Genomic DNA, 25,479 nt, shown 5'->3' with positions numbered 1-25,479 from the left:
AGTGGGACCTATAGCAGCGCCTTAAGCTTGTGCTTGAGCACTTTGCCCGTCGACGCGGCGGGCAGGGCGTCAAGCACGCGAATTTCTGCCGGGCGTTTGTAGGGTGCCAGCCGCTCGGCGGCCCAAGCGGCGAGCGCCGCCACATCGATCGCGTGTCCCGGGCGCGCTTCCACAAACGCAATCACTTGCTCGTTGCCGTCTGCTTCACGCCCGAGCACGGCCGCTTGCAAGACATCGGCGTGACTGGCGAGCGCTTGTTCCACTTCGATCGGATACACGTTGAAGCCGGAGTGGATGATCAACTCTTTCGCGCGTCCGGCGAGAAAGAGCGCACCGTCGGCCTCGCGTCGTGCCAGATCGCCGGTGCGCAACCAGCCGTCCGGAGTGATGGCGGCGGCGGTGAGCTCCGGTGCGCGGTAATAGCCGAGCATGACGTTCGGGCCGCGTACCCAGAGTTCGCCGACTTCACCGTCAGGCAAATCCTGTCCCTCCCGGTTGACGATGCGCACAGACACGCCGGGAATCGCCGGGCCCACGGCGCAGTCGTTACGTGGCGCATCGAGCAGCGTCTGCGATACCGTTGGGCTGCTCTCCGTGAGCCCGTATCCGTTGTGAATCGGCAGGCCATAGAACGCTTCGACACGCGCCTTGAGCGCGGCATCGAGGGGCGAGCCGCCCGAATACACGAAGCGCAGGCGTGGGGCCACTAGCGGGGTGCCTTGACTGGCGACATGGGCCATCAGGCGTGCGTGCATGGCGGGTACGCCCTGCAATATCGTCAGACCGTCGTGGGCCAGCGAGTCGAGCACGGCTTCGGGGGTAAAGCGTGCCGCCAGCCGCAGGGTGCCACCGGCATACAACGTGCCCAGACACACGGACGTCAGGCCGTAGACATGCGAAATGGGTAGCACGGCGTAGGCCACGTCGTCAGCGCCGACGCGCCGCAACGTGCTCGAAATCGCCGCGATGAACAACAGATTGCGATGCGACAGACGCACGCCTTTCGGTGTACCCGTCGTGCCCGTGGTGTAAATGAGCGCGCCGCATTGCGCTGCCGGGTCGGTCTGCACCGGCTCGGCCTCGCTTTGCGGGTCGGCGTCGGTGGCCGCCAGCGCACCCAGTGCCAGATCGGTCCACACGATGGCGGCGCCCTGACTGCGCGCATGGGCGGCCGCGTCGGGAGAAGCATCGATGGTGAAGATCGCGCAGCGCGGGCGCGCGTGATCGCGAATGACGGCCAGCTCGGTGGCCGACAATCGCGCGTTGCAGAGCAGCGGCCAGGCATCGAGCGCCGCCACGGCGAGCAGCAGCACGACGTAAGCAATGCCGTTCTCGCCGACGATCATCACGCGATCGCCGCCGCGCACACCGTGCTCGCGCAGATGGGCGGCACACGTGGCGACGGCGTGGGTCAGCTCCCCGTAGGTCAGCCGTCGGAAGTCGTCGATGAGAGCAATGCGTGCAGGCGTTTGCGCCGCAATGCGCGCGGGCAGGGCGTCGATGCGCGGCGGCAGGTTCGCCAGCCATTGGGCGGCCAGCGCATCCTGTTGCGAGGTGTCGGGGGTAGCAGCCATGGCCGCATTGTAATGCCCGCGCATGACGGCGACACAGCAGGGGCGTTTCATTACAATAGGCGCCCATGAGCAAGACCAAACACGTCTCGGAAACGCCGGCCACGCAGTTTCTGAAGCAAAAGAAAGTGGCCTTTACCGAACACGTCTACGAGTACGTCGAGCACGGCGGCACCGGCGAGTCTGCGCGTCAGTTGGGCGTGGACGAGCACGCGGTCATCAAGACGCTCGTCATGGAAGACGAGAAGGCGCGCCCGTTGATCGTGCTGATGCACGGCGACCGCACCGTCTCGACGAAGAATCTCGCACGCCAGATCGGCGCCAAGCGTGTCGACCCCTGCAAGCCCGACGTGGCGCAGCGGCATTCGGGCTATATGGTGGGCGGCACGTCGCCGTTCGGCACGAAGCGGGCGATGGTGGTGTACGTAGAGGCGTCGGTGCTCGATCTGCCGCAGATCTACATCAATGGCGGACGGCGCGGTTATCTCATCGGCATTGCCCCGCAGGTGCTGCTCAACACGCTCGCGGCTAAACCAGTGTCGTGCGCGCTGGCGGACGACTGAGCGCGAGCCACCGTCGGCCACCGACGCGCCAGGACTTCGCGCAACCCCGTGTTTGCCAGAATGGGGCGGCAGGGCGTCTCAAGTAGAATGGCGCCCATTACAAATCTTCCTCACGCTAGAAGTTCATGGCCACTCTGGTTTTTATCGTCCTCGCGTACCTGATCGGCTCGGTGCCGTTCGCGGTGATCGTCAGCCGCACGATGGGTCTCGCCGACCCGCGTAGCTACGGCTCGGGCAATCCCGGCGCAACCAACGTACTGCGCTCGGGCAACAAGAAGGCCGCCGTGCTCACACTGCTCGGCGACGCCCTCAAGGGCTGGCTCGCCGTGTACCTCGCGGAGCGCTTTGCCGACGCCTGGGGCGTCGGCGACTTCGGTCTGGCGGCAGTGGCGCTGGCCGTGTTCATCGGCCATCTCTACCCGGTGTTCCTGCGCTTCAAGGGCGGCAAGGGCGTGGCGACTGCTGCGGGCGTGCTGTTCGCGATCGACCCGATTCTCGGGCTGGCCGTGGCCGCCACGTGGCTCATCATCGCCGTTTTCTTCCGGTATTCGTCGCTGGCGGCGCTGGTCGCGGCCGTGTTCGCACCGCTGTACTACGTGTTCATGTTTGGCCTGGGGCCGTATGCGCCCGCCGTCATCGTCATGGCGATTCTGCTGATCTATCGCCATCGCGCGAATATCGCCAAGCTGATCGCGGGCAAGGAAAGCCGTATCGGCAGCAAGAAGAAGTAAGGGGCGGCACGGGACTCACCGCGCCCGCCCAATAAAAAAACCCGCAGCGAACACTGCGGGTTTTTTATTAGCTGAAACAACAACGCTCAGTCGCGGAAGTTGTTGAAGTCGAGCGGCGTGTCGGTCACGTCCTTGCGCAGCAGCGCCATGGCGCTTTGCAGATCGTCGCGCTTGGCGCCGGCGATGCGCACGCTGTCGCCCTGAATGCTCGCCTGCACCTTCATCTTGCTGTCCTTGATCAGGCGCACGATCTTCTTGGCCAGATCGCCTTCCACGCCCTTCTTCACCTTGACGACTTGCTTGACTCTGTCGCCGCTGACCTTCTCGACCTTGCCGTAGTCGAGAAAACGCACGTCGACATTGCGCTTGGCCATCTTGGCGATGAGCACCTGCGTGACCTGCTCGAGCTTGAAGTTGTCGTCGGCGAACAGGGTGATCTCCTGCTCCTTATGCTCGACACGCGAGTCCGACCCCTTGAAGTCGAAACGCGTCGAGATTTCCTTGTTGGCCTGCTCGATGGCGTTCTTGACCTCTACCATGTTGGCTTCGCTAACCACGTCAAACGATGGCATCTGGCTCTCCTGAAATACAAAGGGTTCGTGAAAGGGACGGCTGGCCCCGCGTGCGGCGCCGTTGAGGCGCCTGCGCCGTGGGGCGGCCAGTCCCGGCAATCCGGACAATCCGCACAATCCGGGTAATCAACGGTACTGCGCGGCATGGCCGGTATAATGCGCAAAATTCTTTCGCCCGACATTGTAATTCAGGCGTCCGTTCTGCATCCATCCCGCAATCATTTGCGGGGCCGCCCGGCCGCTGAATCACATCACCACTCTTCATGCTCCAGTTGCAACGCGACGTCAGCCTGCGCGAATTCAATACCTTCGGTCTGCCCGCCACAGCCCGCTACTTCGTCACGATCGATAGCGAAGCGGCGCTGGTAGCCGCCCTCGCCATGCCTGAACTGGCGGACTTGCCGCGTCTGGTGCTCGGCGGCGGCAGCAATGTTGTGCTGACCCGCGACTTCGACGGCGTGGTGCTGAAGATGGCGATTCGCGCCCGCGAGCGGCTGGCCGATGATGCCGATTCGAGCTACGTGCGTGGCGGTGCGGGCGAGGTCTGGCACGACTTCGTCGGCTGGACGCTGGCGCAAGGGTGCCCGGGGCTCGAAAACCTCGCGCTGATTCCCGGCACGCTGGGCGCGGCGCCTATCCAGAACATCGGTGCCTACGGGCTCGAACTTGCCGAGCGTTTCGCCTCGTTGCGTGCGCTCGACACGTCGACCGGTGAATTCGTTACGCTGGACCGCGAAGCGTGTGCTTTCGGCTATCGCGACTCGCTGTTCAAACGCGAACCCGGGCGCTACATCATCGTGTCGGTGACGCTGCGCCTGCCGCGTCCGTGGCAGGCGGTGACCGGCTATGCGGACGTGTCGCGCACGTTTGCCGATGCGGGCGTCGAGGCCCCCAGCGCGGTGCAGATATTCGAAGCGGTGGCCGATATTCGCCGCCGCAAGCTGCCCGATCCGATGGAACTCGGCAACGCCGGCAGTTTCTTCAAGAATCCGGTCGTCGATGCGCAGACGTTTGCCTCGCTGCGCGAGCGCTTTGCGCAGATCGTCGGCTATGCACAGCCCGACGGCACCTGGAAGGTCGCCGCCGGGTGGTTGATCGATCAATGCGGCTGGCGCGGCAAATCGCTCGATAACGCGCCGACGGCGGCAGTACACGAGCGTCAGGCGCTGGTGCTGGTCAATCGCGGCGGGGCGAGCGGGGCCGATATCGTCGCGCTCGCAAAGGCCGTGCAGGCCAGCGTGCACGCGCGCTTCGGCATCACGCTCGAACCCGAACCGCTCATGCTTTGATCGACGTCGCGTCCGGCAGCCGCTGGAGATAGTCGCGTCGCAAGTCCACCGTAGAGCGCACCCCCACGTCGTTGAAATGCTCGTCGAGCCAACGGGCGGCCGCGTCGCGTCCGCGATCACGCAGCGTCGTCAGAAAATGCCAGTCGGTCACGAATTTGGTCGACGACGACAAGTCATACAGCTCCTTGTCGGCACGAATCGAGTGAATCAACGGGTACTTCAGACGCTTGCGGAATTCCGGTTTGAGCCAGCCTTCGTCAAGCAACTTGTGCACGAACGAAATCGCACGGAATTCGCGCTGCAACGACGCATTGAAAGTGATCTCGTTCACGCGGTTCATGATCTGACCCGGCAGCACAGGCTTCTCTTTGCGCTCGATCGGGTTGATGTGCACGATCAGAATGTCGCTCGTGAGCGTTTCGTAATAGAACGGGTAGAGCGGCGGGTTGCCGAGATAGCCGCCGTCCCAGTAAAAATCGTCATCGATCTTCACCGGCTTGAAAAGCCACGGCAGGCAGGCCGACGCCATCGCGACGTCGAGCGTGATTTCATGCGTGCGGAAGATGCGGATGTTGCCCGTGCGGATATTCGTCGCCGAGACGAACAGGCGCGTGGCCGTACTCTCGCGCAAACGCTCGAAATCGACCTGCGCCTCCAGCACAGTGCGCAGCGGGTTGATTTCGGCCGTGGGCTGCGCAAACGGCATCATCCACTGCTGCATGCTCTGCATCCAGTCGTGCCACACCGGGTATTCGGTCGGACGGCCATTGAGCCAACTGAAGACGGTTTGCGCCCACGCCGTGGCCGATGAGCCGGCCTGTGATACCCCCAGCCAGAAGCTGTGCAGCGATTCACGGGCTTTTTCGCGTGGGTCGACACCCGGCCGGTCCAGCAGGCCGTGCGCCAGTACGAGCGCATTCATGGTGCCGGCGGATGCGCCGCTGATGCCCTCGAACTCGAGACGTCCGTCTTCGAGCAACTTGTCGAGCACGCCCCACGTGTAAGCGCCGTGCGCGCCCCCGCCTTGCAGGCCGAGGTCGATGCCCTTACGTTTGGCACTGCCGCGACGGCTGCGCGACGGACGCGTTGCGCTCGCCTTGGCGCCTTTGGCTGCAGAGGCGTCGGAGCCTTTCGCGTCGAGGGTGTCGGAGGTATCTGGTGTTTCTGCCGCGTCGCGCTTGCATGACCGGGTGCGGGCTTTGGCGGGCTCAGCCGTCTTGGCTGTCTTGCCGGATTTCGCGGGTGCCGTCAGACCGTCAGGCGGTAGCAACGGGACGTCGCTGGGCTCAAGATCGGTGGCGGCGCCATTCGCATGCGCCGCGGCGGTGTCGGACAGACTGGCGTTGCCAGAGGGGGGCGTAGAGGGAAGGTTGCCGGCAGCATCGTCGGCAGGATTGTCGCCAGAATCGTCGGCAAATTCGGGGGGCAGACGCGACATAGTGGGTAGCGGCGCCGGGCCGCGCTGAACCGGCCGAGAGAGCAACCGCGCGAATCAATCCGTGCGGTTGCGATGCTGGCCGGCGATTAGCCGTAGTGGCAAACGTAATCGAGCGTCTCGACGACCTCGATATCGAACTTGCTGTTGCCCGGCACGGAGAACTGCTCACCGGCGGCATATTCCTGCCACTCGGTCTGACCGGCCAGACGAATGCGGCAACGGCCGCCTGTCACTTCCATGATTTCCGGTGCATCGGTGCCGAACGCCAGCGTGGCGGGGAAGATCACACCCAGCGTCTTGCGGGTGCCGTCCGGGAACAGCACGGTGTGCGAGACGCACTTGCCGTCGAAATAAGTATTAGCGCGCTTGATTACGGAAACGTTGTCGAACTGCGTTGCGTTTTGCGTCATGACCGGATGCGGTTTGATTCGGAAGTCGGAGATCCTGCGGCTCGGCGTCGGTGCAAAACCAACACATCAGGCGGGCAGGGGTGAATTCATGCTAGCACGTTTCGAGCGTCGACCCGGTTGACATTTGTGCAGTGCACAACAAATCCGCACCGAAGTGGTGCAAATTGCGAAATGTTCTGACGGGCAGTGCGCTTTAGATCGTGTGGCTATGAGGAAAGGCAGAAAATCGCTGCCCTATCGTCAATTAACGCCAAAAAACATCAAAAAACGCGCCGAGCGGCAAGCGCTGCGGCGCGTTAGCGATGATAGCGGAAGGCGAGGCGCCTTTGGCGCGTCGCGCTTGCCGTCGGTCTGTCTGATCAGACGCGGCCGAGCATCAGGTACTCCATGAGTGCCTTCTGCACGTGCAGACGGTTCTCTGCTTCGTCCCAGACGACGCTTTGCGGGCCGTCGATCACGTCGGCCGACACTTCCTCGCCACGGTGGGCAGGCAGGCAGTGCATGAACAGGGCGTCGGCCTTGGCTTGCTTCATCAGGTCCGCATTCACGCACCATTGAGCAAACGCTGCCTTACGGGCTTCGTTTTCGGCTTCATAACCCATGCTGGTCCACACGTCGGTCGACACGAGGTCGGCGCCTTCGCAGGCTTCACGCGGGTCGTCGAATTCGCGCACGAACGGACGGCTCGATTCGGCGACCATGGCTTGGTCGAGGCGATAGCCCGGCGGCGTCGAGATGTTGACCTGGAAGCCGAAGATCTCGGCCGCCTGAATCCACGTGTACGACATGTTGTTGGCGTCGCCGATCCACGTCACGGTCTTGCCCTTAATCGGGCCGCGATGCTCGTAGTACGTGAAGATATCCGCGAGCACCTGACACGGGTGGTACTCGTTGGTCAGGCCGTTGATCACCGGCACGCGCGAATGTTGCGCAAAGCGCTCGATGATCTCCTGCCCGAACGTGCGGATCATGATGATGTCGGTCATGCGCGAGATGACCTGGGCGGCGTCTTCGATCGGTTCGCCGCGGCCAAGTTGCGTATCTCGCGTGTTCAGGAACACGGCGTGCCCACCCAATTGGTGAATACCGGCTTCGAACGACAGTCGCGTGCGGGTCGAGCTTTTCTCGAAAATCATCGCCAGCGTGCGGTCGTGCAGCGGATGGTAGGTCTCGTAGTTCTTGAATTTTTTCTTGAGGATGCGGGTGCGTTCGAGCACGTAATCGTACTCGTCGAGTGCCAGATCCGAAAATTGAAGGTAATGCTTGATGGGTTTAGCGGTGGTCATGTGGATGTTCTGCAGGAGGCCGAGAATCGGGGGATCACGAAGGCAAACACGAGATCGGGAGACCCGGCGGGAACTCGCCCGCTGTCGGCGCGACGAACAAGCCTTAAGGCCCGCTCCCCCACTTGGAGGAGCAGACCCCTAGTCTACCAAATCGTTTTGTCGTCACACGAAAAGCGTATGATCGACACCGCTGCGGCACAGCCCGGAAGGGCTGGCAAGACCGAAAAAAACATCTGCGGCAACGGTGGGGAGACGGGTTTGAGTCTTATATAAGATATAATACTGTCTCTGTCAGCAACGCTACCCGCGTATGGCTGGTCAGGTGTTTTTTTGAGGTGATTGAGCGATATGACCGACCAGGTTTCCGCGCGCGAGTATTTCATCCAGGGTCTGACCCGGGATGGCAAGAAGTTCCGGCCGAGTGACTGGGCGGAACGTCTGTGCGGCGCCGTGTCGTTCTGTGGCCGGGGTACCGGCCCGAACGCATACATGCAGTACTCCCCCTATGTGCGCCCGATTATGGTGGGTGACGTCAAATGCGTCGTCGTTGACGAGCGACTTCGCGAAATCGAGCCGATGGCGTTCGATTTCGTCATGAATTTCGCCCGCGACAACGATCTGCAACTGACCGAAGCCTGCTTCGTTCCCGACGTAAAGTAATACTCTTCAGTACCCCCTGGGCCGATGTCTTCGGCCTGACGTGAGTGCCGGGCCTTTGGCCCTGACTCACCGTCGCCTGCCTTTTCCGATTTCTCTCCCGCCTGACCTTTCCTGCCTCACGTGTCCTTTCTGTCGCGCTGATTTTCTGTGGCATCGTCGCGCACATCCTTGACCAGCAAGGCAAAACCCGGAGCTTTCCCACTGTCGAGCGGGAGTTCGCCCACACCGCTTGGCGGGGCATTTCGTCATGCTTTCAGCGGGTGCCGGGCGGAGTAAGTTGCCCTGTCCGGCGAGTTGATTTCACCGCAGAGGTCTATCGATGAAAAAGGCAGTCTGGAAGGTGGCGGCGTGCATGCTGGGCGCTTGGGGTGTGACGGCGAAAGTGGCGGAGGCAGCGAACGCGCCGGCCAGCACAAACCTCTATGTATATGGAGATATTGGCGCGAACGTCGCGAAGGCGGGCGACACCCCGCTTCGGGGCGGATTTCCTGAGGCTGGCGGCGCCGCAATGAGCGTGAGTGAGGCGTCCACGATGGAGGGGGCCTCGACGCTGCAACTCGGTGTTGGCTACCGAATCTCGCCCGCCTTTGCTGTCGAACTGGGGTATGCCTTGCTGGGCACGTTCAAAAATACCTTTGACGGGCGTTGGCAGATGAGGCCGGGTGGCGATCCCGCTTCCTTCAAGAGCAACCAGAACGTTGCAATGCATGGCGTCCGGCTCGTGGCGCTGGGTATTTATCCGCTCTCCGACAAGTTCGAGCTGTTTGGCACCGTGGGCGTCTACGGGCTGAATTACAAGAACGATCCGACGGCCGACATGGAGGCGATGGGCATCCGGAAGTCGTCGACGTTCAAAGTGCGCCCGGCCATCGGTGCGGGCATCACGTATCGCATCACGCCGAGTTTGCATGTGCGCGGTCAGTACGAGTTCATCAATTCGTCGCTCAGCCGCAAGGTCGACAACATCGTGATCGGCAATACGCAATCGATTCGGGTGGGGCTCGTCTACGCGTTCTGATGCGCGGAACGTCGATGGTCGTAGTTTCCGGTCGCAGAATAGAAAAAAGCCCGCATAAAGCGGGCTTTTTAGTGTTCCGACCGAAGTCAGAACCGGCAAGCAACTTGTAGTGCTTTGCAGCGTGGTCTTTCGACCTGCTGTCTTAGGCAGCAGCCGACATCGCCTTGATGGCGGCCGACAGGCGGCTCTTTTGGCGAGCAGCGGTGTTCTTGTGAACGATCTTCTTGTCAGCAATGATGTCGATCGTCTTTGCCGAAGTGCGCAGCACTTCCTTGGCAGCGGCTTGGTCGCCCTTGGCGATAGCCTTGCGGACAGCCTTCACAGCCGTACGCAGACGCGAACGCAGCGCCGAGTTGTGAGCGTTGATCTTAACGGTTTGACGCGCGCGCTTGCGTGCTTGTGCAGTATTTGCCATGTTCGGTGAATTCCTTGAATTGCTCCGCCTGATGCGGCTTTCTATGCAGTTTGGCTCGGCTCCCTGGGAGACACGGTGGCCAGGAAGCAATCCATTGACTTCGAAACCGTCGATTATAGCCGAAGGCCAACGGAAATTGCAACGTCTTTGCTGCAATGCTGTGCGTATAATACCCGCAACATGAATTTGCTAAAAGCTCTCGCTACGGTCAGCGGTTTTACGATGCTTTCGCGCATCACCGGTCTGGTCCGTGAAATTCTCATTGCGCGCATGTTCGGGGCCGGTCCAATGACCGACGCCTATAACGTGGCGTTCCGTATCCCCAATCTGCTTCGCCGTCTGTCCGCAGAAGGGGCGTTTTCGCAGGCATTCGTGCCAATTCTGGCCGAATTCAAGTCGCAGCGAAGCGCCGACGAGACCAAAACACTGGTCGATTCCGTCACCACGGTGCTGTTCTGGGTATTGCTCTCGATCACCGTCGCCGGGGTTCTCGGGGCGTCCGGCGTGGTTTATGCGGTCGCGACCGGGCTCTCGCGCGAAAACGGCACGTTCGACGCCGCCGTCTTCATGACGCGCGTCATGTTCCCGTACATCACCCTGATCTCGATCACGACGCTTGCCGCCGGGGTGCTCAATACGTGGCGTCAGTTCTCGGTGCCCGCCTTCGCGCCCGTGCTGCTCAACGTCAGCTCGATCGTCGCGTCGCTGTGGGTCGCGCCTCACCTCGAAACCCCCGTCTACGCGCTGGCTTACGCCGTCATCGTCGGCGGCGTGCTGCAACTGCTTATTCAGTTGCCGGCGCTCGCCCGCATCGGCATGGTGCCGCGCATCACCATCAATATCGTGGCCGCCTTGCGCAACCCCGGCGTGAAGCGGGTGCTCGCGAAGATGGTGCCGGCCACGCTGGCGGTGTCGGTCGCGCAAGTCAGCCTGATCATCAATACGAATATTGCGTCGCGGCTCGCTCAGGGCAGCGTGTCGTGGCTGGCCTACGCTGATCGCCTGATGGAGTTTCCGACAGCGTTGCTGGGCGTGGCGCTGGGCACAATTCTGCTGCCGAGCCTCTCGCGTGCCAATGCCGATGGCGACGGCGCCGAATATTCGGCGCTTCTCGACTGGGGGCTGCGCCTGACGTTCTTGCTGGCCACGCCAAGCGCCGTGGGGCTCTTCGTCTACGCGGAACCGCTGACCGCCACGCTCTACCAATATGGTCGATTCGACGCCAACGACGTCGTGATGACCGCCCATGCCCTGACCGCCTATGGCGTAGGACTGGTTGGCCTGATTCTGATCAAGATTCTGGCGCCGGGCTTCTATGCCAAACAGGATATCAAGACGCCGGTGAAGATTGCCATCGTGGTATTGATTGCCACGCAGCTGTCGAACTTGCTGTTCGTGCGCTGGTTTGCGCATGCAGGCTTGTCGCTCTCGATCGGCGTGGGCGCCTGCATGAACGCAGCGCTGCTTTTCGCGGGGCTCTATAAGCGGGGTATTTACCGTCCTGCGCCCGGCTGGCGGCTCTTTTTCGTGCAATTGCTGGCGGCGTGTCTGATTCTCGCCGGTGTGTTGCTGTGGTTCACGCAGAGCTTCGACTGGGTCGCCCTCGGGGCGCGGCCGCTCGCACGTATCGCGCTGCTGGGCGCGAGTCTGGTGCTATGCGCCGTGGTGTATTTCGGCGCATTATTCCTCATGGGTTTCAATTTCTCGTTCTTCCGCCGTCGCACGAATTGACGCGGCAGGACCTACGGGTGCCGCATGGCGAATCGCTTTCTCGAGTACTTTGCAGCACTGGTGGCGTCTGACGATGGCCTGCCGCTGACCGAAGCGGCTATCTCCATCGCGCAGGACGTCTACCCCGATCTCGACGTGCAGGACACGCTCACGCAGATCGACGCGTTTGCCGCTCGGCTGTCCAGACGCTTGCCGACTGACGCGGGTCCATTGCAGAAGCTGCAACTGCTCGATCACTTCTTCTTCCGCGAACTCGGCTTCTCTGCCAATCAGAACGATTACTACGATCCCGACAATAGCCACCTGCATATCGTGCTGGATCGTCGGCGCGGTATTCCGATTTCGCTCGCGGTGTTGTGCATGGAGATCGGGCATCAGATCGGACTGCCGCTGCGCGGGTTGTCCTTCCCGGGTCATTTTCTGCTGAGACTGGCGGTGCCGGCCGGCGACGTGGTCATCGATCCGCTCTCCGGCAATTCGCTTTCACCGCAGCGACTGCTGGAAATGGTCGAGCCGTATCTGAAGCACTACCGCGACGAAAGCGCCGAACCGATTCAGGAGCTGGCGCTTTGGGCGCTATTGCATCCGTTTCTGGAGCCGGCAACGCCGCGGGAGATCCTCGCGCGCATGCTCCGTAATCTGCGGGCGATCTATACGCAGAACGAGCGGTGGGAGCGGCTGCTGGCCGTGCAGGAACGCATGGTCCTCCTGCTGCCCGACCAGCCGATCGAGAAACGTGACCGTGGGTTAGCCTACGCGCGGCTCAAACTCATACGCCCGGCGCAAGATGACCTTGAGCTTTATCTGAGCAAGCGACCCGAAGCCGAAGATGCCGACGCCATCCGGCAGGTGCTTGACGACCTGAGCCGTCGACCGGGCAGTCACGGGTAACACCGGATTCGGGCGCTCATGCAGCAAAACGAAAAAACGCCAGCCGATGAGGCTGGCGTTTTTGTTTCATGCTGATTGCGCAGCCAGTTCATCCACCTGGCGCCGCAGTCCCGGCTTGTAGCCGAAGTAGAAAAACACTTCAGCCATCAGAAACATCGGCGCGATGAAGATCTGGAAGAGATTGTCGAGCAGGGCAGGTTTGCGTCCCTCGAAATGGTGCCCGATCAACTGGATGATCCAGCCGCCGATGAACAGTACACCGAACGCGGTCAGTGCCCATGGCCAAGGCAGACGGGCGAGATGCTGGGTCACCGCGAGCATGACGGCGAAGAATGCGGTCATGGCCAGCGCGAGTGGCACGTCGAGCAGGAAGTAGTACATCAGCAGGACCAGCACGATCACATGCGTGGCGTTCAGGCCACTGGGGCCGAGCGGGATCCACGAAAACGCCTGCATCACCGCGAGGATGATCATGGGAACGCCGAAGAAATGGGTCAGACGATTCTTGGGACTGCGGTGATAGCGCTGGTAGAACGACATCTGTTGCGCCAGTGATTTCATGCCAGCCTCCTGCCTCGGGGGACGGGGGGAACACGCGGGGCCGGCGATGTACCGGCGTCGGAGTCGGCCGCAGAGTGCGGCCTGAGTTTCATTGTAGTCATACTCGGCACAGCAAATTGCTGCGATGCGGCAAAGTGTCTCTGGGTGCCTTGGGCGGCGCTCGCGTGGCTACTTGGGCTGCATGCGGATCGCGCCATCCAGCCTGATGACTTCGCCGTTGAGCATCGGGTTACGCACGATTTGTTCGACAAGCATCGCGTATTCCGATGGCTTGCCCAGGCGCGGGGGAAACGGCACCATCTGCCCGAGCGAGGCCTGCACTTCCGTGGGCATGGCCAGCATCATCGGCGTCTCGAAGATGCCCGGTGCGATGGTCATGACGCGAATGCCGCTGCGAGACAAATCGCGTGCTACCGGCAGCGTCAGACTCGCGACACCGCCTTTCGATGCTGCGTAAGCCGCCTGTCCCATCTGACCGTCGTAGGCGGCCACCGATGCCGTGTTGACGATCACACCGCGCTCCCCTTCGCCATTGGGCTCGGTCTGGCTCATGGCCGTGGCGGCCAGCCGGATCATGTTGAACGTGCCGATCAGATTGATCTGGATGACGCGTGAGAACGCATCGAGAGGGTGCGGGCCGTCGCGTCCGACGGTCTTGCTGCCGATGGCGATACCCGCGCAATTGATCAGGCCGCGTAACGTGCCCAGTGTCTGCGCGGCGGCCACGGCGGCTTTGCCGTCGTCCTCGCGCGTGACGTCGCACCCAGTCCGGCGAGCCAGCGCGCGGCGGCCGCGCCAAGCCCCGAGGCGCCACCGGTGATCAGAAACACATTGCCCTGAATTTCCATGCGTCATCCTCCTGAGACAAAAAAGGCGGCCCAGTCTGCACTGGCCGCCTTTTTCTGTTGCGTCATCTGCGCCGAACGTCAACCGGGATAGGTGAGGGTCGGCGCATGGTCGCGGGTGCGATGGTGATGCGCTTACTTCAATGCATCGAACACGCGTGCGCGGATCTCGTCCACGCTGCCTTGGCCCGAGATCTTGCGATACTGCGGTGCGTCGACGATGGCGCCCGGGCTGCCGTGCTTGGCCCAATCCGAATAATAGGCCACCAGCGGCTTGGTCTGCGATTCGTACACGGCCAGACGCTTCTTGACCGTTTCTTCCTTGTCGTCGTCGCGTTGCACCAGCGGTTCGCCGGTCACATCGTCCTGACCTTCGACCTTGGGCGGGTTGAACTTGACGTGGTACGTACGGCCCGACGCCGGGTGCGTACGACGACCGCTCATGCGCGTGATGATTTCATCGAACGGCACATCGATTTCGAGCACGAAGTCGATGGCGACACCGGCTTCCTTCATGGCTTCGGCTTGCGCGATGGTGCGCGGGAAGCCGTCGAAGAGGTAGCCATTCTTGCAATCGTCGGCGGTCAGGCGTTCGCGGACCATGCCGATGATGACGCCGTCCGGCACCAGATCGCCTGCGTCCATGAAACGCTTGGCTTCCAGACCGAGCTGGGTGCCTTCCTTGATCGCGGCGCGCAGCATGTCGCCGGTCGAGATTTGCGGGATGCCGAATTTTTCTTTGATGAAAGTGGCTTGGGTGCCCTTACCGGCCCCGGGTGCCCCCAACAAAATCAGACGCATCGATGACTCCTGAAAGTTTGTGATTTGTGAATGCTGTGCGTGCGGCAGGCAGTCTCGTCTCCGGGGTTTGCGTGGGCGTGCGGGGCGTTGACCGGCACGCAATACGACACGCAACATGGCGCGCTGGCGGCGCGCTTGGCAGCAGCGCGGCGCGCGCGACCGGAGGTCTGCTCGCGAGAATCAAAAGCGATTATGCCACGACGTGCCCGCCCGTCGGCGTTTTGCGGGCTCGCTGGCGCAATGCCAGTGCGAATTCCGGGACGATCGCCGTGTGGTGCTGACGGGGATGACTTGAGGATTTCGTGCGTTGAGGCGAGCGGTGAAACGAGTGACGCGCGACGTCACGAACGAGTTCGTGTGTGACGTCGCTGTGACAAGGTCAGTCGCGAAGCAACGCGCGCACGCGTTCGAGGTCTTCGGCGGTGTCGACACCCGGCAACGGCGCGTCATCCGTCACGAGCACGGCGATTCGCTCGCCGTGCCACAACGCACGCAGCTGTTCGAGCGATTCCGCCGTCTCCAACGGTGCCTGCGGCAGGCTGGGATAGCTGCGCAGGAATTTGGCACGATAGGCATACAGCCCGATATGCCGATACACCGGTGTCGTTGCCGCTGGCAATGCGGCGATATCCGCGAGGCCGGCACTCCAGGCGTCGCGCGACCACGGAATCGGGGCGCGCGAGAAGTACAGCGCGCGGCTATGCGCGTCGAGCACGACCTTGACGACATTCGGCGAGAAAATCTCGGCGTTGTCGGTAATCGGGTGTGCTGCCGTCGACAGCGCGCATTCCGGGTGTTCGGCGAGATGGCCCGCCACGGCATGCACGAGGCGCGGGTCGATCAGCGGCTCGTCGCCCTGCACGTTGACGACGATTGTGTCGTCGGACCAACCCTGCTGTACCGCGACTTCTGCGAGGCGGTCAGTGCCGGTCGGGTGATCGGCGCGCGTGAGCACGACGTCGAACCCGTGGGCGACGACCGCATCCACAACGCTTTGAGAATCGGTCGCTACGACGACCTGACGGGCACCCGACTCGCGAGCCCGCTCGGCCACACGCACGACCATCGGCTTGCCGCCAATGTCGGCGAGCGGCTTGTTGGGCAGGCGCGTCGACGCGAGACGCGCCGGGACGACAGCAACAAAATCAGTCACTTGGCTCACGATCCGGCTTTGTCGTCGGTCAGCGGCACCGGCGTGCCTTCGACGGATTGACGGGCTTCGTCGGCCAGCATGACGGGGATGCCGTCACGAATGGGGTACGCAAGCTTATCCGCGTGGCAAATCAGTTCCTGGGCTTTCTTGTCGTACTCCAGGGGGCCCTTGCACAACGGGCAGACGAGAATTTCAAACAGTCGGGTGTCCACGCAATTTCTCCACTACCAGGGATACCAGGCGCGCATCGAGCGCTGCCTCGGCGGGTACGGCCCACACACGCGGGTCGGACCAGGTGAGGCATTTTACTGCATCCTTTTCGGTAATCAGGATGGCATCGGCCGCGACCCCGTCGAACGGATTGGTCGCGAAATCGTAATGATCGGGCAGCGGCAGCGTCTCAATGCTCAGACCGGCCGCGCGCAGTGCTGCAAAAAATCGCTCGGGGGCGCCGATGCCCGCAGCGGCGAGGATGCGCCGCGATGCCGGGGCTGCGGATGCCGGGGCGGCGGTCGAAGCCGAGACCGAAGCGGAAGCCGGGAGACCAGCGCTGGCAAAGTGAGCGAGCGGCCGCGAGAGCGATGGCTGGTTCACGCACCACGCGTCGCCTAGTGCCAGCGTGAGGCGCCACGTATTGGGCCAGTCGGGCAGCGTCTTGCCGAACGGATCGTTGATGAGGTTTGCGTCGCGTCGGCGAGAGAGCGGTTCGCGCAGTGGCCCGGCGGGCAGTAGAAAGCCGTTTCCGCCCAACCGGTGGTCGAAGACGGCGATCTCGACGTCGCGCGCAAGTGCGTAGTGTTGCAGCCCGTCGTCGCAGACGATGACATCGCATTCCGGATGCGCGGCAAGCAATGCGCGGCCCCCTTCGACGCGCGCCGGCCATACCCATACGGGGACGCCGGTGCGTTTTGCGATGAGCAGCGGTTCGTCACCGACATCTTCCGGGCGTGACGTCGCGACGACTTCGGTCGGACGTGACAACTGAGCCCCATAGCCACGCGAGAGCACACCGGGGCGATAGCCCTGTTGGCGCAGCGCCGCGACCAGTGCGATGACGGTCGGCGTCTTACCGGTGCCGCCCACGGTGAGATTGCCGACCACGATCACCGGGACTGGCAGGCGTGTCGATGTTTTCCAACCGCGCCGGAAACTCAGACGCCGCCATGCGGCCACGCCGGCAAAAATCCACGACAACGGCCACAACAGCCATGCCATGACACCGCGCCGCTGCCACTGCGCGCTCACCCAATGGACGAGCGACCCCGACAACCGAGGGACCAACGCACGTGAACGAGCACCCGAATCACCGGCAGTGCTGTTTTTGCCTGTCGTGTTGCGCGTGTCGTTGGCGTCGCGGTCGGTCGGCGTCGTCATCGGGCGGGCTTGCCGTTAGCGGTATTCGAGCGAGCGGCGAACGTCAGTCGCGACAAACCGGCTTCACGCGCCGCTTCCATCACGTTGATGACCGACTGATGGGTACTCTTCGCGTCCGCGTTGATGATGATCACCGGCGGTTCGGCACCGGCACTCTGCGCGCCAGCGGCCTGCCGCAGCGCCGCCGTCAGGCTTGTCACGTCGCGTTGGCCGAGGGCCTGCCGGTCGATGGCATAACTACCGTCCGCGCCCACTGACACCACGATCTGGCGCGGCGGCACGACTGCCTTCTCGGCATCGGCGGTGGGCAGGTTGACCTTAAGCGCGGTGTAACGCGTGTAGGTCGTGGTGATCATCAGAAAGATCAGGATGACGAGCAGCACGTCGATGAGCGGGATCAGATTGATCTCCGGCTCGTCGCGCGTGGAGAGGCCTCGACGGAAATTCATCGTGCGCCTCGCCGATCAGTGCCGCGGCAGCGTGGCATCGAGGAAATGGACGGCCTGCGTTTCCAGTTCTACGAGGAACGCATCGACGCGCGTGCGGTAGTACCGGTAGAAGATCATCGCGGGAATGGCGATCATCAGGCCGAACCCGGTGTTGTACAGCGCCACCGAAATCCCATGCGCGAGTTGCGCCGGATCGGTGCCGGTGGCGTCTTGCGAGCCGAAAATCTCGATCATCCCCACCACCGTGCCGAACAACCCCATGAGCGGGGCCACCGAGGCAATGGTGCCGAGCGCGGGCAGAAAGCGCTCAAGCTCATGCGCCACGGCACGGCCGGTTTCTTCGAGCGCCTCTTTGGCACCGTCGCGCGGGCCTTGCGGGTTATGGGCAACGTAACGCACGCCGGTGGCAAGCACGCGCCCGAGCAACGAGCCGCGCGCGAGCGCTTCGGTGGCGTCGTGTTTGGCGGGCGAGCGGCGCGCGAGCGTAATGGCGTTTTCGAGCACGCCGCTGGGCAGCACGCGTGCGCGGCGCAACGACAGGGCGCGCTCGACGATCAGGGCGAGGGCGATGACGGATGCGATGAGAAGTGGCCAGATGGGCCAGCCGGCGGCCTGGATGACGGCGAACAAAGACGACCTCTTGCTTGTTGCGGGGATGGGCAAACGAGTCCGCACTGTAGCGTGCAGGGTGGGGATGGGCAAGCACCGTTTTCCACATCTAACGAGCACAAGGATGTGGACAACCTTGGGATATTTTTGGCAAGTCTTTGACGGCAAGGAGATTTTTGGTTCGTGATGAAAAAATGAGCAGCGAATGGTTTCAGATATGAACACCTCCGCAACCTCTCGATTCCCAAATGTACAAAGACAGCCTGTGGATAACTTTGTGCACATGTCTCCGGGCGCCCGTATATCCTGCTGGCTGTCACGAAAATGCCATGTGACGCGGGTGCGACACCCGCTGGACAGCCCCGTCAGTCAAGGCTTTACCGTCCCGATGTAGGAAAAGTGCGGCGGCGGGGTGCGAAAACCCTTAAATTAACGGGCCTGTGGACAGTTTTTGACCTGCCGAATCGCATGAACCTTTCTTTTGACGACGCCCGGCCCAATCGTGGTGCGGATCGCGTGCTCAGTGTTTCGGATTTGAACAAGGCCGTCGCCGGGGTCCTGGAGCGGAGTTTCCCGCTCGCCTGGGTGAGCGGCGAGATTTCGAACTTCACGCGCGCCGCAAGCGGCCACTGGTATTTCTCGATCAAGGACGCGCAGGCGCAGATGCGCTGCGTGATGTTTCGTGGCCGCGCGCAACACGCTGATTTTTCACCGAAAGAGGGCGATCGCGTGGAAGTGCGGGCGCTGCTTTCGATGTATGTGCCGCGCGGTGAGGTGCAACTGAACGTCGAGGCGATCCGGCGCGCGGGGCAGGGCAATCTCTATGAAGCTTTCTTGCGGCTCAAGGAGAAGCTCGCGGCGGCGGGGCTCTTCGACGCCGATCGCAAGCGGCCGCTGCCGCGCTACGCCCGCCGGGTAGGCGTGGTGACCTCGTTGCAGGCGGCCGCGCTGCGCGACGTGTTGAGTACGCTCGCGCGCCGGGCGCCGCACGTCTCGGTCGTGATTTATCCGGCACCGGTGCAGGGCGCCGATGCCGCCTCGCGTCTGGCCGCAGCGCTGGACACCGCCAACGCGCGCCGTGAAGTCGACACGATTCTGCTGTGTCGTGGCGGTGGCTCTATTGAAGATCTCTGGGCGTTCAATGAGGAAGTGCTCGCGCACGCGATTGCTCGCAGCGAGCTTCCGGTGGTGTCGGGTGTTGGTCACGAGACCGATTTCACGATTGCCGACTTCGTGGCCGACGTGCGGGCGCCCACCCCCACGGCAGCGGCCGAGTTGATCAGCGCGGCGCGCGACGAGTGCCTGCGCGAGGTCGACCGCGAGCGACAACGCCTGACACGTGCCATGTGGCGCACGCTGGAGCAGCGCGCCCAGCAGCTCGACAGTCTGTCGCGCGGTCTGGTGTCGCCGCGTGAGCGTCTTGCCCGGCAACAGGGAGCACTCGCGCATCTGTCCGACCGGATGCGTCATGCGCTGGAGCGCCCGCTGGCGCAGCGTCGCAGCCGGTTCGAGATGCTGCGCCTGCGTTTTGCGCGCGCCGTGCCCGATGTCGCGTCGCAGCATGAGCGGCTCGCATTGCTCTCGCAGCGTCTGCATACGGCCATGTCGCGCCGCGCCGAGCGCTCGACGCAGCGACTCGTCGACGCCACCGCCCAGTTGGAACTCCTCAATCCGCGCCGCACGTTGCAGCGCGGCTATGCCGCCGTGCTCGACGGCCGTGGTCAGCCGGTGCGCGACCCGCGCAAGCTCCAGCGGGGCCAGCAAGTCACGATGCATCTGGCCGATGGCGCGGCGGACGTGGGCATTGGTGATGTCCAGGTCAGGCTAGACGATACTTTTTAGCGGTGCCGCCCCGCCAGTGTTGGTGAAGTGCAGACAATCTGCGGCCATTAGCCGGGATCGGCACACAATCGTCACACGTGAAGCGCAAAGTGCGGTGAAACGAGTAACCGTCGGGTTTGCGGGGTTATCGCATCTGCCCTAGAATCGGTGGTTCCGGATAATGCAAATCGGGTTCCCCTCAGAGCACAAAGGACAATCGCCATGGAACACAAGCTCCCTGAACTGCCGTACGCCATCGATGCACTGGCGCCGACCATCTCCAAGGAAACGATGGAGTATCACTACGGCAAGCATCACCAAGCCTACGTGACGAACTTGAACAACCTGATCAAGGGCACTGAATTCGAAAACGCGTCCCTCGAAGACATCATCAAGAAGTCGTCGGGCGGCGTGTTCAACAACGCAGCGCAAGTGTGGAACCACACGTTCTTCTGGAACACGCTGTCGCCGAAGAGCAGCGGCGCACCGACGGGCGATCTGGCCAAGGCCATCGAAGCCAAGTTCGGCTCGTTCGACGCCTTCAAGGAAACCTTCTCGAAGTCGGCCGTGGGCAACTTCGGTTCGGGCTGGACGTGGCTCGTGAAGAAGGCCGACGGTTCGGTCGACATCGTGAACACCAGCAACGCTGCCACGCCGATCACCGGCACGGACAAGCCGCTGATCACCATCGACGTGTGGGAACACGCGTACTACATCGACTACCGCAATGCCCGTCCGAAATTCGTCGAGGCATTCTGGGGTCTGGTCAACTGGGACTTCGCAGCGAAGAACTTCGCGTAATCGAATACCCCGGAATTTACCGGCAACGAGGTCAACCCTGGCGTCACGCGCCTGACCCGAGCGCGGCGCCTCGCCGGTGAAGCAAAAGCCCATCGCATGCGATGGGCTTTTTGTTTTCAGCAGCCACAGGTTTGCCCGTAGAGTGGCGCCGGTTGATCAACGTCAAGATTCGAACGGGAAAGCGTCGTTAGAGTAAGCACTTCCAACGACCGGATGACGTATGCCAGACCCTGCGCCAACGCGCGATACCTGCTTTTCCTCACATCGTGCCCATGCTCGTGCTGCGCAACGCGGGATTCACGATGCACCACCCCACCCGTCGCATCAACGCTACTGGCTAGCCGATGCTCATCTCATGCGCAGCTTGCCGCCGGCGGCGTGGACGCTTTTCCGGCTAGCCGAACACAAGCGCGGCGGCACCGCATCGCATATGTGGCGCGTCGGTCGACTGGCGTGGCGTTTTGCTCAGGCGTTGGAGATGCCCGCGATCGAAGCGCAGGCGCTTGGCTTGGCCGCCGCGCTGCACGATACCGGCAAGCTTTGTATTCCGAATTCGATTCTGGAGAAGCCGGGCAAGCTGACGGTCGATGAGATTCGGGTGATGCGGATGCACCCGCAACTCGGCGCCGACATGCTCAATGCCATCGGCGGGGCTGCCTGCGATCTGGCGGCGAGCGTCGCACGCACGCATCATGAGCGATATGACGGCAGGGGCTATCCGTTCGGGTTGTCGGGAAATCGTATTCCGCTGGCCGGGCGCATCGTCGCGTTGGTGGACGTCTTCGACGCGTTGGCGAGTCACCGGCCGTACCGGGCAGCGCTCACACCGGCGCAGATTGTGAAGGCGATGCTCGGCGAGCGGGGGCGCCACTTCGATCCGTGGCTGCTCGACCGGTTTCTGGAGCGGGCGCTGATGCCCGCACTGGCGATTTCAAGCGGCGCACGATAGCGCGTCATTGCCGGGACATTCGAGGCGCCCGGGCACGGAGCGTCGTTGAGGTGTGATCAGCGTTGTGCGGGTCAACCAATCAGCGCGCCGGCTTCGGCAGGCCCGAGATCTTCGTGCCCGGCCCCAGATTTTTGGTCTTGAACCAGCCCTGATTCATTTCGAGCGCGTAGCGGATTGGTTCGCGCGGGCAGTGGTTGTCATCCGTTTGCGGCGCCATATCTTCAACGTTCACGATCGTGCCGTCGTCCCTGAGAAAGGCGATCGACAGCGGTAGATCCGTGTTTCGCATCCAGAAACAGTTCATGGCGCGATTCTCGAACACGAACAGCATGCCGGCGTTCGGCGCCATCTTCTGGCGATACATCAGGCCTTGCTCACGATCCGCTTCGGTGGCCGCAACTTCAGCCTTGATGAGGAACATGCCGGCGGAGAGCTGAATGGTCGGGAAATCGCCCGGCTGCTTGATCTGTTGCGCGGCGGCGGTGGCCGGGGCGAGGGCCATGACGGCAGCGGCGGCAGCGAACGTGGTGCTGGCGGCGAGCGCGGCCAGTTGACGTGAAATCCGGATCACGAACGACTCCTGGGAAGGTCTGAAACGTCAGACGAATGGCGGGTCATTGTAGCCGCCGGACGAAAAAAAAGCAGGTTGCGTGAGCAACCTGCTTATTACCGTCAGTTGCGCAAAAAAGCTGCGCGACGCGGTACTTACTTGCTGGCGGCGGCCGGCGCTTCAGCAGCCGAAGCCTTCTTCGCCGACTTCTTGTGAGTCGACTTCTTGTGCGTCGACTTCTTCTTGGCAGCCGGCTTAGCGGCGGCGGCCGGAGCAGCGTCAGCAGCCGGAGCGGCCGGAGCAGCAGCTTGAGCAAACACGCCAGTTGCGAACAGGCCAGCGACCAGGGCAGCGATCAGTTTTTTCATGAGATTCCTCGTTGAAGCTCGATGTTTGGGTAGTGAACTCGTTGACCCGCGAAGTGAGTCACCTCTAATAACGTCCATTCAGGACATCGGTTGACAACTCACTCGCGGATTTTTACGAAGTGAAGTATTACGGCTTGTTACCAGTCGGCGGCTGGGTCGCCGGACCCTTCTTGGTCGACTTCTTGTGGTGATGCTTCTTGTGCGATGCCTTCTTCGTCGGCGCAGCCTTGTCGGCAGCTGCTGCCGCCGGAGCGGGTGCTGCTGCTGCAGGCGCCGCCGGCGCGACAGGTGCCGTCGCCGGCGCCGATTGTTGGGCCATCGCGGCGCCGGACACGATCAGGCCGGCGGTCAGGGCGAGCAGCAGTTTGTTCATGACTTGGTTTCCTCGTTTCAATTAGTGGTGCGTATGTTGCGCACCTGTTCCCTCAACGAGTCGGGCGACGGCTTCGTTGACCGGAAAGTGTAAGTATTTGTTGCGGCAGTTCGCACCATTGCCCAGGGGCGAGGTTCAACGCAAAGACGTCGACGGGGCCGATGGCCACGCGCACGAGTCGCAATGTCGGCTTGCCGACGGCAGCGGTCATGCGCCGCACCTGACGATTCTTGCCTTCGACGAGCCGGATTTCGAGCCAGTGCGTCGGGATGCTCGCGCGGTAGCGAATCGGCGGATTGCGTGGCCACAGCGATTCGGGCTCGGAAATTTCGCGAGCCTCGCACGGCAACGTGATGAAGTCGCCAAGATCGAGCCCGGCGCGTAACCGGGCGACGGCGGCCTCGTCGTAAGCGCCTTCGACCTGAGCCCAGTACGTCTTCGGCAACTTGCGCTCGGGTTCTGCGATGCGCGCTTGCAGGCGCCCGTCGTCAGTGAGCAGCAGCAAGCCTTCGCTGTCGGCGTCGAGTCGTCCGGCCGGATAGACATCTGGGCGTTGCACACATTCGGCAAGCGTCGGGCGCGTGGGGTGCGGCGAAAACTGGCAGATCGTGCCGAAGGGCTTGTTGAGTGCGAGAAGTGTCATACCGAGAGGAGAAAATCGGAGATTGCCGACATAAGGGAGTGCGACATTACACGTCGCCCGGCATTTCGCGGCATCCCATTTCACGGATTTCGCGGACTGCGCCACCGGGCGGCAACCTCTGTTCAGGCCTGACATGTTAATGCATAATCGGAAAAATAAGTCTTATGTCTTATATAAGACTAAAGGCTTGCTGTACGCAGCGGCGAGCGCTGTGACTACAATAGGGCGTTAAGCCCGATGGCGATACCGCCGCTTGTCGTGCGTTATCCGATCTATCCAATTGGAGCCCCACCATGTCGTATCAGCACATTAAGGTCCCGGCCGGCGAGAAGATCACCGTGAACAAGGACTTCTCTCTGAACGTCCCGGACACGCCGATCATTCCGTACATCGAAGGCGACGGCACCGGGGTGGACATCACGCCGGTGATGCTCAAGGTTGTCGATGCCGCGGTAGAGAAGGCGTATGGCGGCAAGCGCAAGATCAGCTGGATGGAAATCTACGCGGGTGAGAAGTCGACACGTGTCTACGGACCGGATGTGTGGCTGCCTGACGAGACGCTCGAAGTGGTCAAGGACTACGTCGTGTCGATCAAGGGCCCGCTCACAACGCCGGTCGGCGGCGGCATTCGTTCGCTGAACGTGGCGTTGCGCCAGCAGTTGGATCTTTACGTGTGCCTTCGCCCTGTGCAGTACTTCAAAGGTGTGCCGTCGCCGGTACGCCAGCCCGAGAAGATCGACATGGTGATCTTCCGTGAGAACTCCGAAGACATCTACGCGGGCATCGAGTGGGAAGCCGAATCCGAAGGCGCGAAGAAGTTGATCGCGTTCCTGCAAAACGAAATGGGTGTGAGCAAGATTCGTTTCCCGCAGACCTCGGGTATTGGTGTGAAGCCGGTGTCGCGCGAAGGGACAGAGCGTCTGGTGCGCAAGGCGATTCAATATGCGATCGACAACAACCGCGACTCGGTGACGCTCGTGCACAAGGGCAACATCATGAAGTACACCGAAGGCGCTTTCCGTGACTGGGGGTATGGTCTCGCGAAGAAAGAGTTCGGTGCGACGGAGATCGATGGCGGTCCGTGGTGCAAGGTGAAGAACCCGAAGACGGGCAAGGACATCGTGATCAAGGACTCGATCGCGGATGCCTTCCTCCAGCAGATTCTGTTGCGCCCCGCCGAATACGACGTGATTGCCACGCTCAACCTGAACGGCGACTACGTCTCGGATGCCCTCGCGGCGCAAGTGGGTGGCATCGGCATCGCGCCGGGCGCAAACCTGTCGGACTCGGTCGCGATGTTCGAAGCCACGCACGGCACGGCACCGAAGTACGCGGGCAAGGATTACGTGAACCCGGGCTCCGAGATTCTGTCGGCAGAGATGATGCTGCGTCATATGGGATGGACCGAAGCGGCGGATCTGATCATCGCGTCGATGGAAAAATCGATTCTTTCGAAGAAGGTCACGTACGACTTTGCCCGGCTGATGGAAGGGGCGACGCAGGTGTCCTGCTCGGGCTTCGGCGCGGTCATGATCGAGAACATGTAAGGCAACGATTGGCGGTAGACGTCGGACGGTGGTTGCAACTCATTGCGACTGCCGCAGCGT

The 25,479-nt window shown here is 62.3% G+C and carries 28 protein-coding genes and 1 pseudogene; 11 read left to right on the top strand and 18 right to left on the bottom strand.

What is annotated here, in order from left to right; all coding sequences use genetic code 11:
* Positions 1-8: 8 nt before the first annotated feature.
* Entirely contained in the window at positions 9-1,574 is a 1,566-nt protein-coding gene (locus tag AT302_RS21950; protein WP_058379847.1) for a class I adenylate-forming enzyme family protein, read from the bottom strand.
* Between the two features lie 65 nt (positions 1,575-1,639).
* Between AT302_RS21950 and ybaK the strand changes: the two genes are divergently transcribed.
* A complete protein-coding gene (gene ybaK, locus AT302_RS21945) occupies positions 1,640-2,134 on the top strand; it encodes a Cys-tRNA(Pro) deacylase (protein WP_058375836.1) in 495 nt (164 codons plus the stop codon).
* Between the two features lie 125 nt (positions 2,135-2,259).
* Positions 2,260-2,865, top strand: coding sequence for a glycerol-3-phosphate 1-O-acyltransferase PlsY (plsY, locus tag AT302_RS21940; protein WP_058375835.1), 606 nt, complete (start codon positions 2,260-2,262; stop codon positions 2,863-2,865).
* A gap of 86 nt (positions 2,866-2,951) precedes the next feature.
* Here the strand turns inward: plsY and AT302_RS21935 are convergent, their stop codons facing one another.
* Positions 2,952-3,437, bottom strand: a complete 486-nt coding sequence (locus AT302_RS21935) for a YajQ family cyclic di-GMP-binding protein (RefSeq protein WP_058375834.1) — start codon at positions 3,435-3,437, stop codon at positions 2,952-2,954.
* Between the two features lie 263 nt (positions 3,438-3,700).
* On the opposite strand from AT302_RS21935, the gene murB reads away from it, so the two are divergent.
* A complete protein-coding gene (murB, locus tag AT302_RS21930; RefSeq protein WP_064674991.1) occupies positions 3,701-4,726 on the top strand; it encodes a UDP-N-acetylmuramate dehydrogenase in 1,026 nt (341 codons plus the stop codon).
* On the opposite strand, the gene AT302_RS21925 is transcribed toward murB, so the two are convergent.
* The 3 genes from AT302_RS21925 to argF form a co-directional block, all read right to left on the bottom strand.
* The gene (locus AT302_RS21925) at positions 4,716-6,164 is read right to left on the bottom strand and encodes a patatin-like phospholipase family protein (protein ID WP_157125849.1); all 1,449 of its coding nucleotides are present in this window, start codon (positions 6,162-6,164) and stop codon (positions 4,716-4,718) included. The genes murB and AT302_RS21925 overlap by 11 nt on opposite strands.
* Before the next feature lie 86 nt (positions 6,165-6,250).
* Positions 6,251-6,574, bottom strand: a complete 324-nt coding sequence (gene ppnP, locus AT302_RS21920) for a pyrimidine/purine nucleoside phosphorylase (RefSeq protein ID WP_058375832.1) — start codon at positions 6,572-6,574, stop codon at positions 6,251-6,253.
* Between the two features lie 359 nt (positions 6,575-6,933).
* Positions 6,934-7,860 (bottom strand): ornithine carbamoyltransferase, encoded by a 927-nt coding sequence (gene argF, locus AT302_RS21915; RefSeq protein WP_058375831.1) that lies wholly within the window; start codon positions 7,858-7,860, stop codon positions 6,934-6,936.
* Positions 7,861-8,208: 348 nt separating this feature from the next.
* Between argF and AT302_RS21910 the strand changes: the two genes are divergently transcribed.
* Positions 8,209-8,520 carry a DUF3579 domain-containing protein gene (locus tag AT302_RS21910; protein WP_058375830.1) on the top strand — a complete coding sequence of 104 codons (312 nt, stop codon included), beginning with the start codon at positions 8,209-8,211 and terminating at the stop codon, positions 8,518-8,520.
* 319 nt (positions 8,521-8,839) lie between these two features.
* On the top strand, positions 8,840-9,538 hold the full coding sequence (locus tag AT302_RS21905; RefSeq protein ID WP_058375829.1) for an outer membrane beta-barrel protein: 699 nt from the start codon (positions 8,840-8,842) through the stop codon (positions 9,536-9,538).
* A 142-nt stretch (positions 9,539-9,680) separates the two neighbouring features.
* Here AT302_RS21905 and rpsT read toward each other — a convergent pair whose 3' ends face one another.
* Positions 9,681-9,953 (bottom strand): 30S ribosomal protein S20, encoded by a 273-nt coding sequence (gene rpsT, locus AT302_RS21900; RefSeq protein WP_058375828.1) that lies wholly within the window; start codon positions 9,951-9,953, stop codon positions 9,681-9,683.
* A 135-nt stretch (positions 9,954-10,088) separates the two neighbouring features.
* On the opposite strand from rpsT, the gene murJ reads away from it, so the two are divergent.
* Positions 10,089-11,684, top strand: a complete 1,596-nt coding sequence (gene murJ, locus AT302_RS21895; RefSeq protein WP_447639682.1) for a murein biosynthesis integral membrane protein MurJ — start codon at positions 10,089-10,091, stop codon at positions 11,682-11,684.
* 24 nt (positions 11,685-11,708) lie between these two features.
* On the top strand, positions 11,709-12,575 hold the full coding sequence (locus tag AT302_RS21890; protein WP_058375826.1) for a SirB1 family protein: 867 nt from the start codon (positions 11,709-11,711) through the stop codon (positions 12,573-12,575).
* A 66-nt stretch (positions 12,576-12,641) separates the two neighbouring features.
* On the opposite strand, the gene AT302_RS21885 is transcribed toward AT302_RS21890, so the two are convergent.
* The 8 genes and pseudogenes from AT302_RS21885 to AT302_RS21850 form a co-directional block, all read right to left on the bottom strand.
* Positions 12,642-13,136 (bottom strand): Mpo1 family 2-hydroxy fatty acid dioxygenase, encoded by a 495-nt coding sequence (locus AT302_RS21885; protein WP_058375825.1) that lies wholly within the window; start codon positions 13,134-13,136, stop codon positions 12,642-12,644.
* A gap of 168 nt (positions 13,137-13,304) precedes the next feature.
* A pseudogene (locus AT302_RS21880) lies at positions 13,305-13,984 on the bottom strand (SDR family NAD(P)-dependent oxidoreductase).
* Between the two features lie 132 nt (positions 13,985-14,116).
* The gene (gene adk, locus AT302_RS21875; protein ID WP_058375824.1) at positions 14,117-14,782 is read right to left on the bottom strand and encodes an adenylate kinase; all 666 of its coding nucleotides are present in this window, start codon (positions 14,780-14,782) and stop codon (positions 14,117-14,119) included.
* 379 nt (positions 14,783-15,161) lie between these two features.
* On the bottom strand, positions 15,162-15,944 hold the full coding sequence (kdsB, locus tag AT302_RS21870) for a 3-deoxy-manno-octulosonate cytidylyltransferase (RefSeq protein WP_058375823.1): 783 nt from the start codon (positions 15,942-15,944) through the stop codon (positions 15,162-15,164).
* Complete coding sequence (locus AT302_RS21865) at positions 15,941-16,147, bottom strand: Trm112 family protein (protein WP_058375822.1); 207 nt, start codon at positions 16,145-16,147, stop codon at positions 15,941-15,943. Before AT302_RS21865 ends, kdsB begins: the two co-directional genes overlap by 4 nt.
* Positions 16,128-17,150: a tetraacyldisaccharide 4'-kinase gene (lpxK, locus tag AT302_RS21860; RefSeq protein WP_237172210.1), complete on the bottom strand. Its 1,023-nt coding sequence runs from the start codon at positions 17,148-17,150 to the stop codon at positions 16,128-16,130. Before lpxK ends, AT302_RS21865 begins: the two co-directional genes overlap by 20 nt.
* 155 nt (positions 17,151-17,305) lie before the next feature.
* Positions 17,306-17,758: an ExbD/TolR family protein gene (locus AT302_RS21855; RefSeq protein WP_058375821.1), complete on the bottom strand. Its 453-nt coding sequence runs from the start codon at positions 17,756-17,758 to the stop codon at positions 17,306-17,308.
* 15 nt (positions 17,759-17,773) lie between these two features.
* Positions 17,774-18,388 (bottom strand): MotA/TolQ/ExbB proton channel family protein, encoded by a 615-nt coding sequence (locus AT302_RS21850; protein WP_058375820.1) that lies wholly within the window; start codon positions 18,386-18,388, stop codon positions 17,774-17,776.
* Between the two features lie 447 nt (positions 18,389-18,835).
* Here AT302_RS21850 and xseA point away from each other — a divergent pair, with 447 nt between their 5' ends.
* The 3 genes from xseA (at position 18,836) to AT302_RS21835 (ending at position 21,938) form a co-directional block, all read left to right on the top strand.
* Positions 18,836-20,209, top strand: coding sequence for an exodeoxyribonuclease VII large subunit (xseA, locus tag AT302_RS21845; RefSeq protein ID WP_058375819.1), 1,374 nt, complete (start codon positions 18,836-18,838; stop codon positions 20,207-20,209).
* A gap of 201 nt (positions 20,210-20,410) precedes the next feature.
* Positions 20,411-20,989 carry a superoxide dismutase gene (locus AT302_RS21840; protein ID WP_058375818.1) on the top strand — a complete coding sequence of 193 codons (579 nt, stop codon included), beginning with the start codon at positions 20,411-20,413 and terminating at the stop codon, positions 20,987-20,989.
* Positions 20,990-21,344: 355 nt separating this feature from the next.
* Positions 21,345-21,938 (top strand): HD-GYP domain-containing protein, encoded by a 594-nt coding sequence (locus AT302_RS21835; RefSeq protein ID WP_058375817.1) that lies wholly within the window; start codon positions 21,345-21,347, stop codon positions 21,936-21,938.
* Between the two features lie 79 nt (positions 21,939-22,017).
* Here the strand turns inward: AT302_RS21835 and AT302_RS21830 are convergent, their stop codons facing one another.
* The 4 genes from AT302_RS21830 to AT302_RS21815 all read right to left on the bottom strand — a co-directional run bounded on the left by AT302_RS21830 (position 22,018) and on the right by AT302_RS21815 (position 23,872).
* A complete protein-coding gene (locus AT302_RS21830) occupies positions 22,018-22,509 on the bottom strand; it encodes a DUF192 domain-containing protein (RefSeq protein ID WP_058375816.1) in 492 nt (163 codons plus the stop codon).
* 134 nt (positions 22,510-22,643) lie between these two features.
* A complete protein-coding gene (locus AT302_RS21825) occupies positions 22,644-22,856 on the bottom strand; it encodes a hypothetical protein (protein ID WP_058375815.1) in 213 nt (70 codons plus the stop codon).
* A 127-nt stretch (positions 22,857-22,983) separates the two neighbouring features.
* Positions 22,984-23,229 (bottom strand): hypothetical protein, encoded by a 246-nt coding sequence (locus AT302_RS21820; RefSeq protein ID WP_058375814.1) that lies wholly within the window; start codon positions 23,227-23,229, stop codon positions 22,984-22,986.
* A 52-nt stretch (positions 23,230-23,281) separates the two neighbouring features.
* Entirely contained in the window at positions 23,282-23,872 is a 591-nt protein-coding gene (locus AT302_RS21815) for a pseudouridine synthase (protein WP_058375813.1), read from the bottom strand.
* A gap of 293 nt (positions 23,873-24,165) precedes the next feature.
* Here AT302_RS21815 and icd point away from each other — a divergent pair, with 293 nt between their 5' ends.
* Positions 24,166-25,419, top strand: coding sequence for an NADP-dependent isocitrate dehydrogenase (gene icd / locus AT302_RS21810; RefSeq protein ID WP_058375812.1), 1,254 nt, complete (start codon positions 24,166-24,168; stop codon positions 25,417-25,419).
* Positions 25,420-25,479: the final 60 nt, after the last annotated feature.

The sequence above is a fragment of the Pandoraea norimbergensis genome, assembly GCF_001465545.3.
GTDB classification, from domain to species: domain Bacteria; phylum Pseudomonadota; class Gammaproteobacteria; order Burkholderiales; family Burkholderiaceae; genus Pandoraea; species Pandoraea norimbergensis.
Note: the sequence above shows the minus strand (reverse complement) of the source record. Positions and strands in the feature narration are given on the sequence as shown.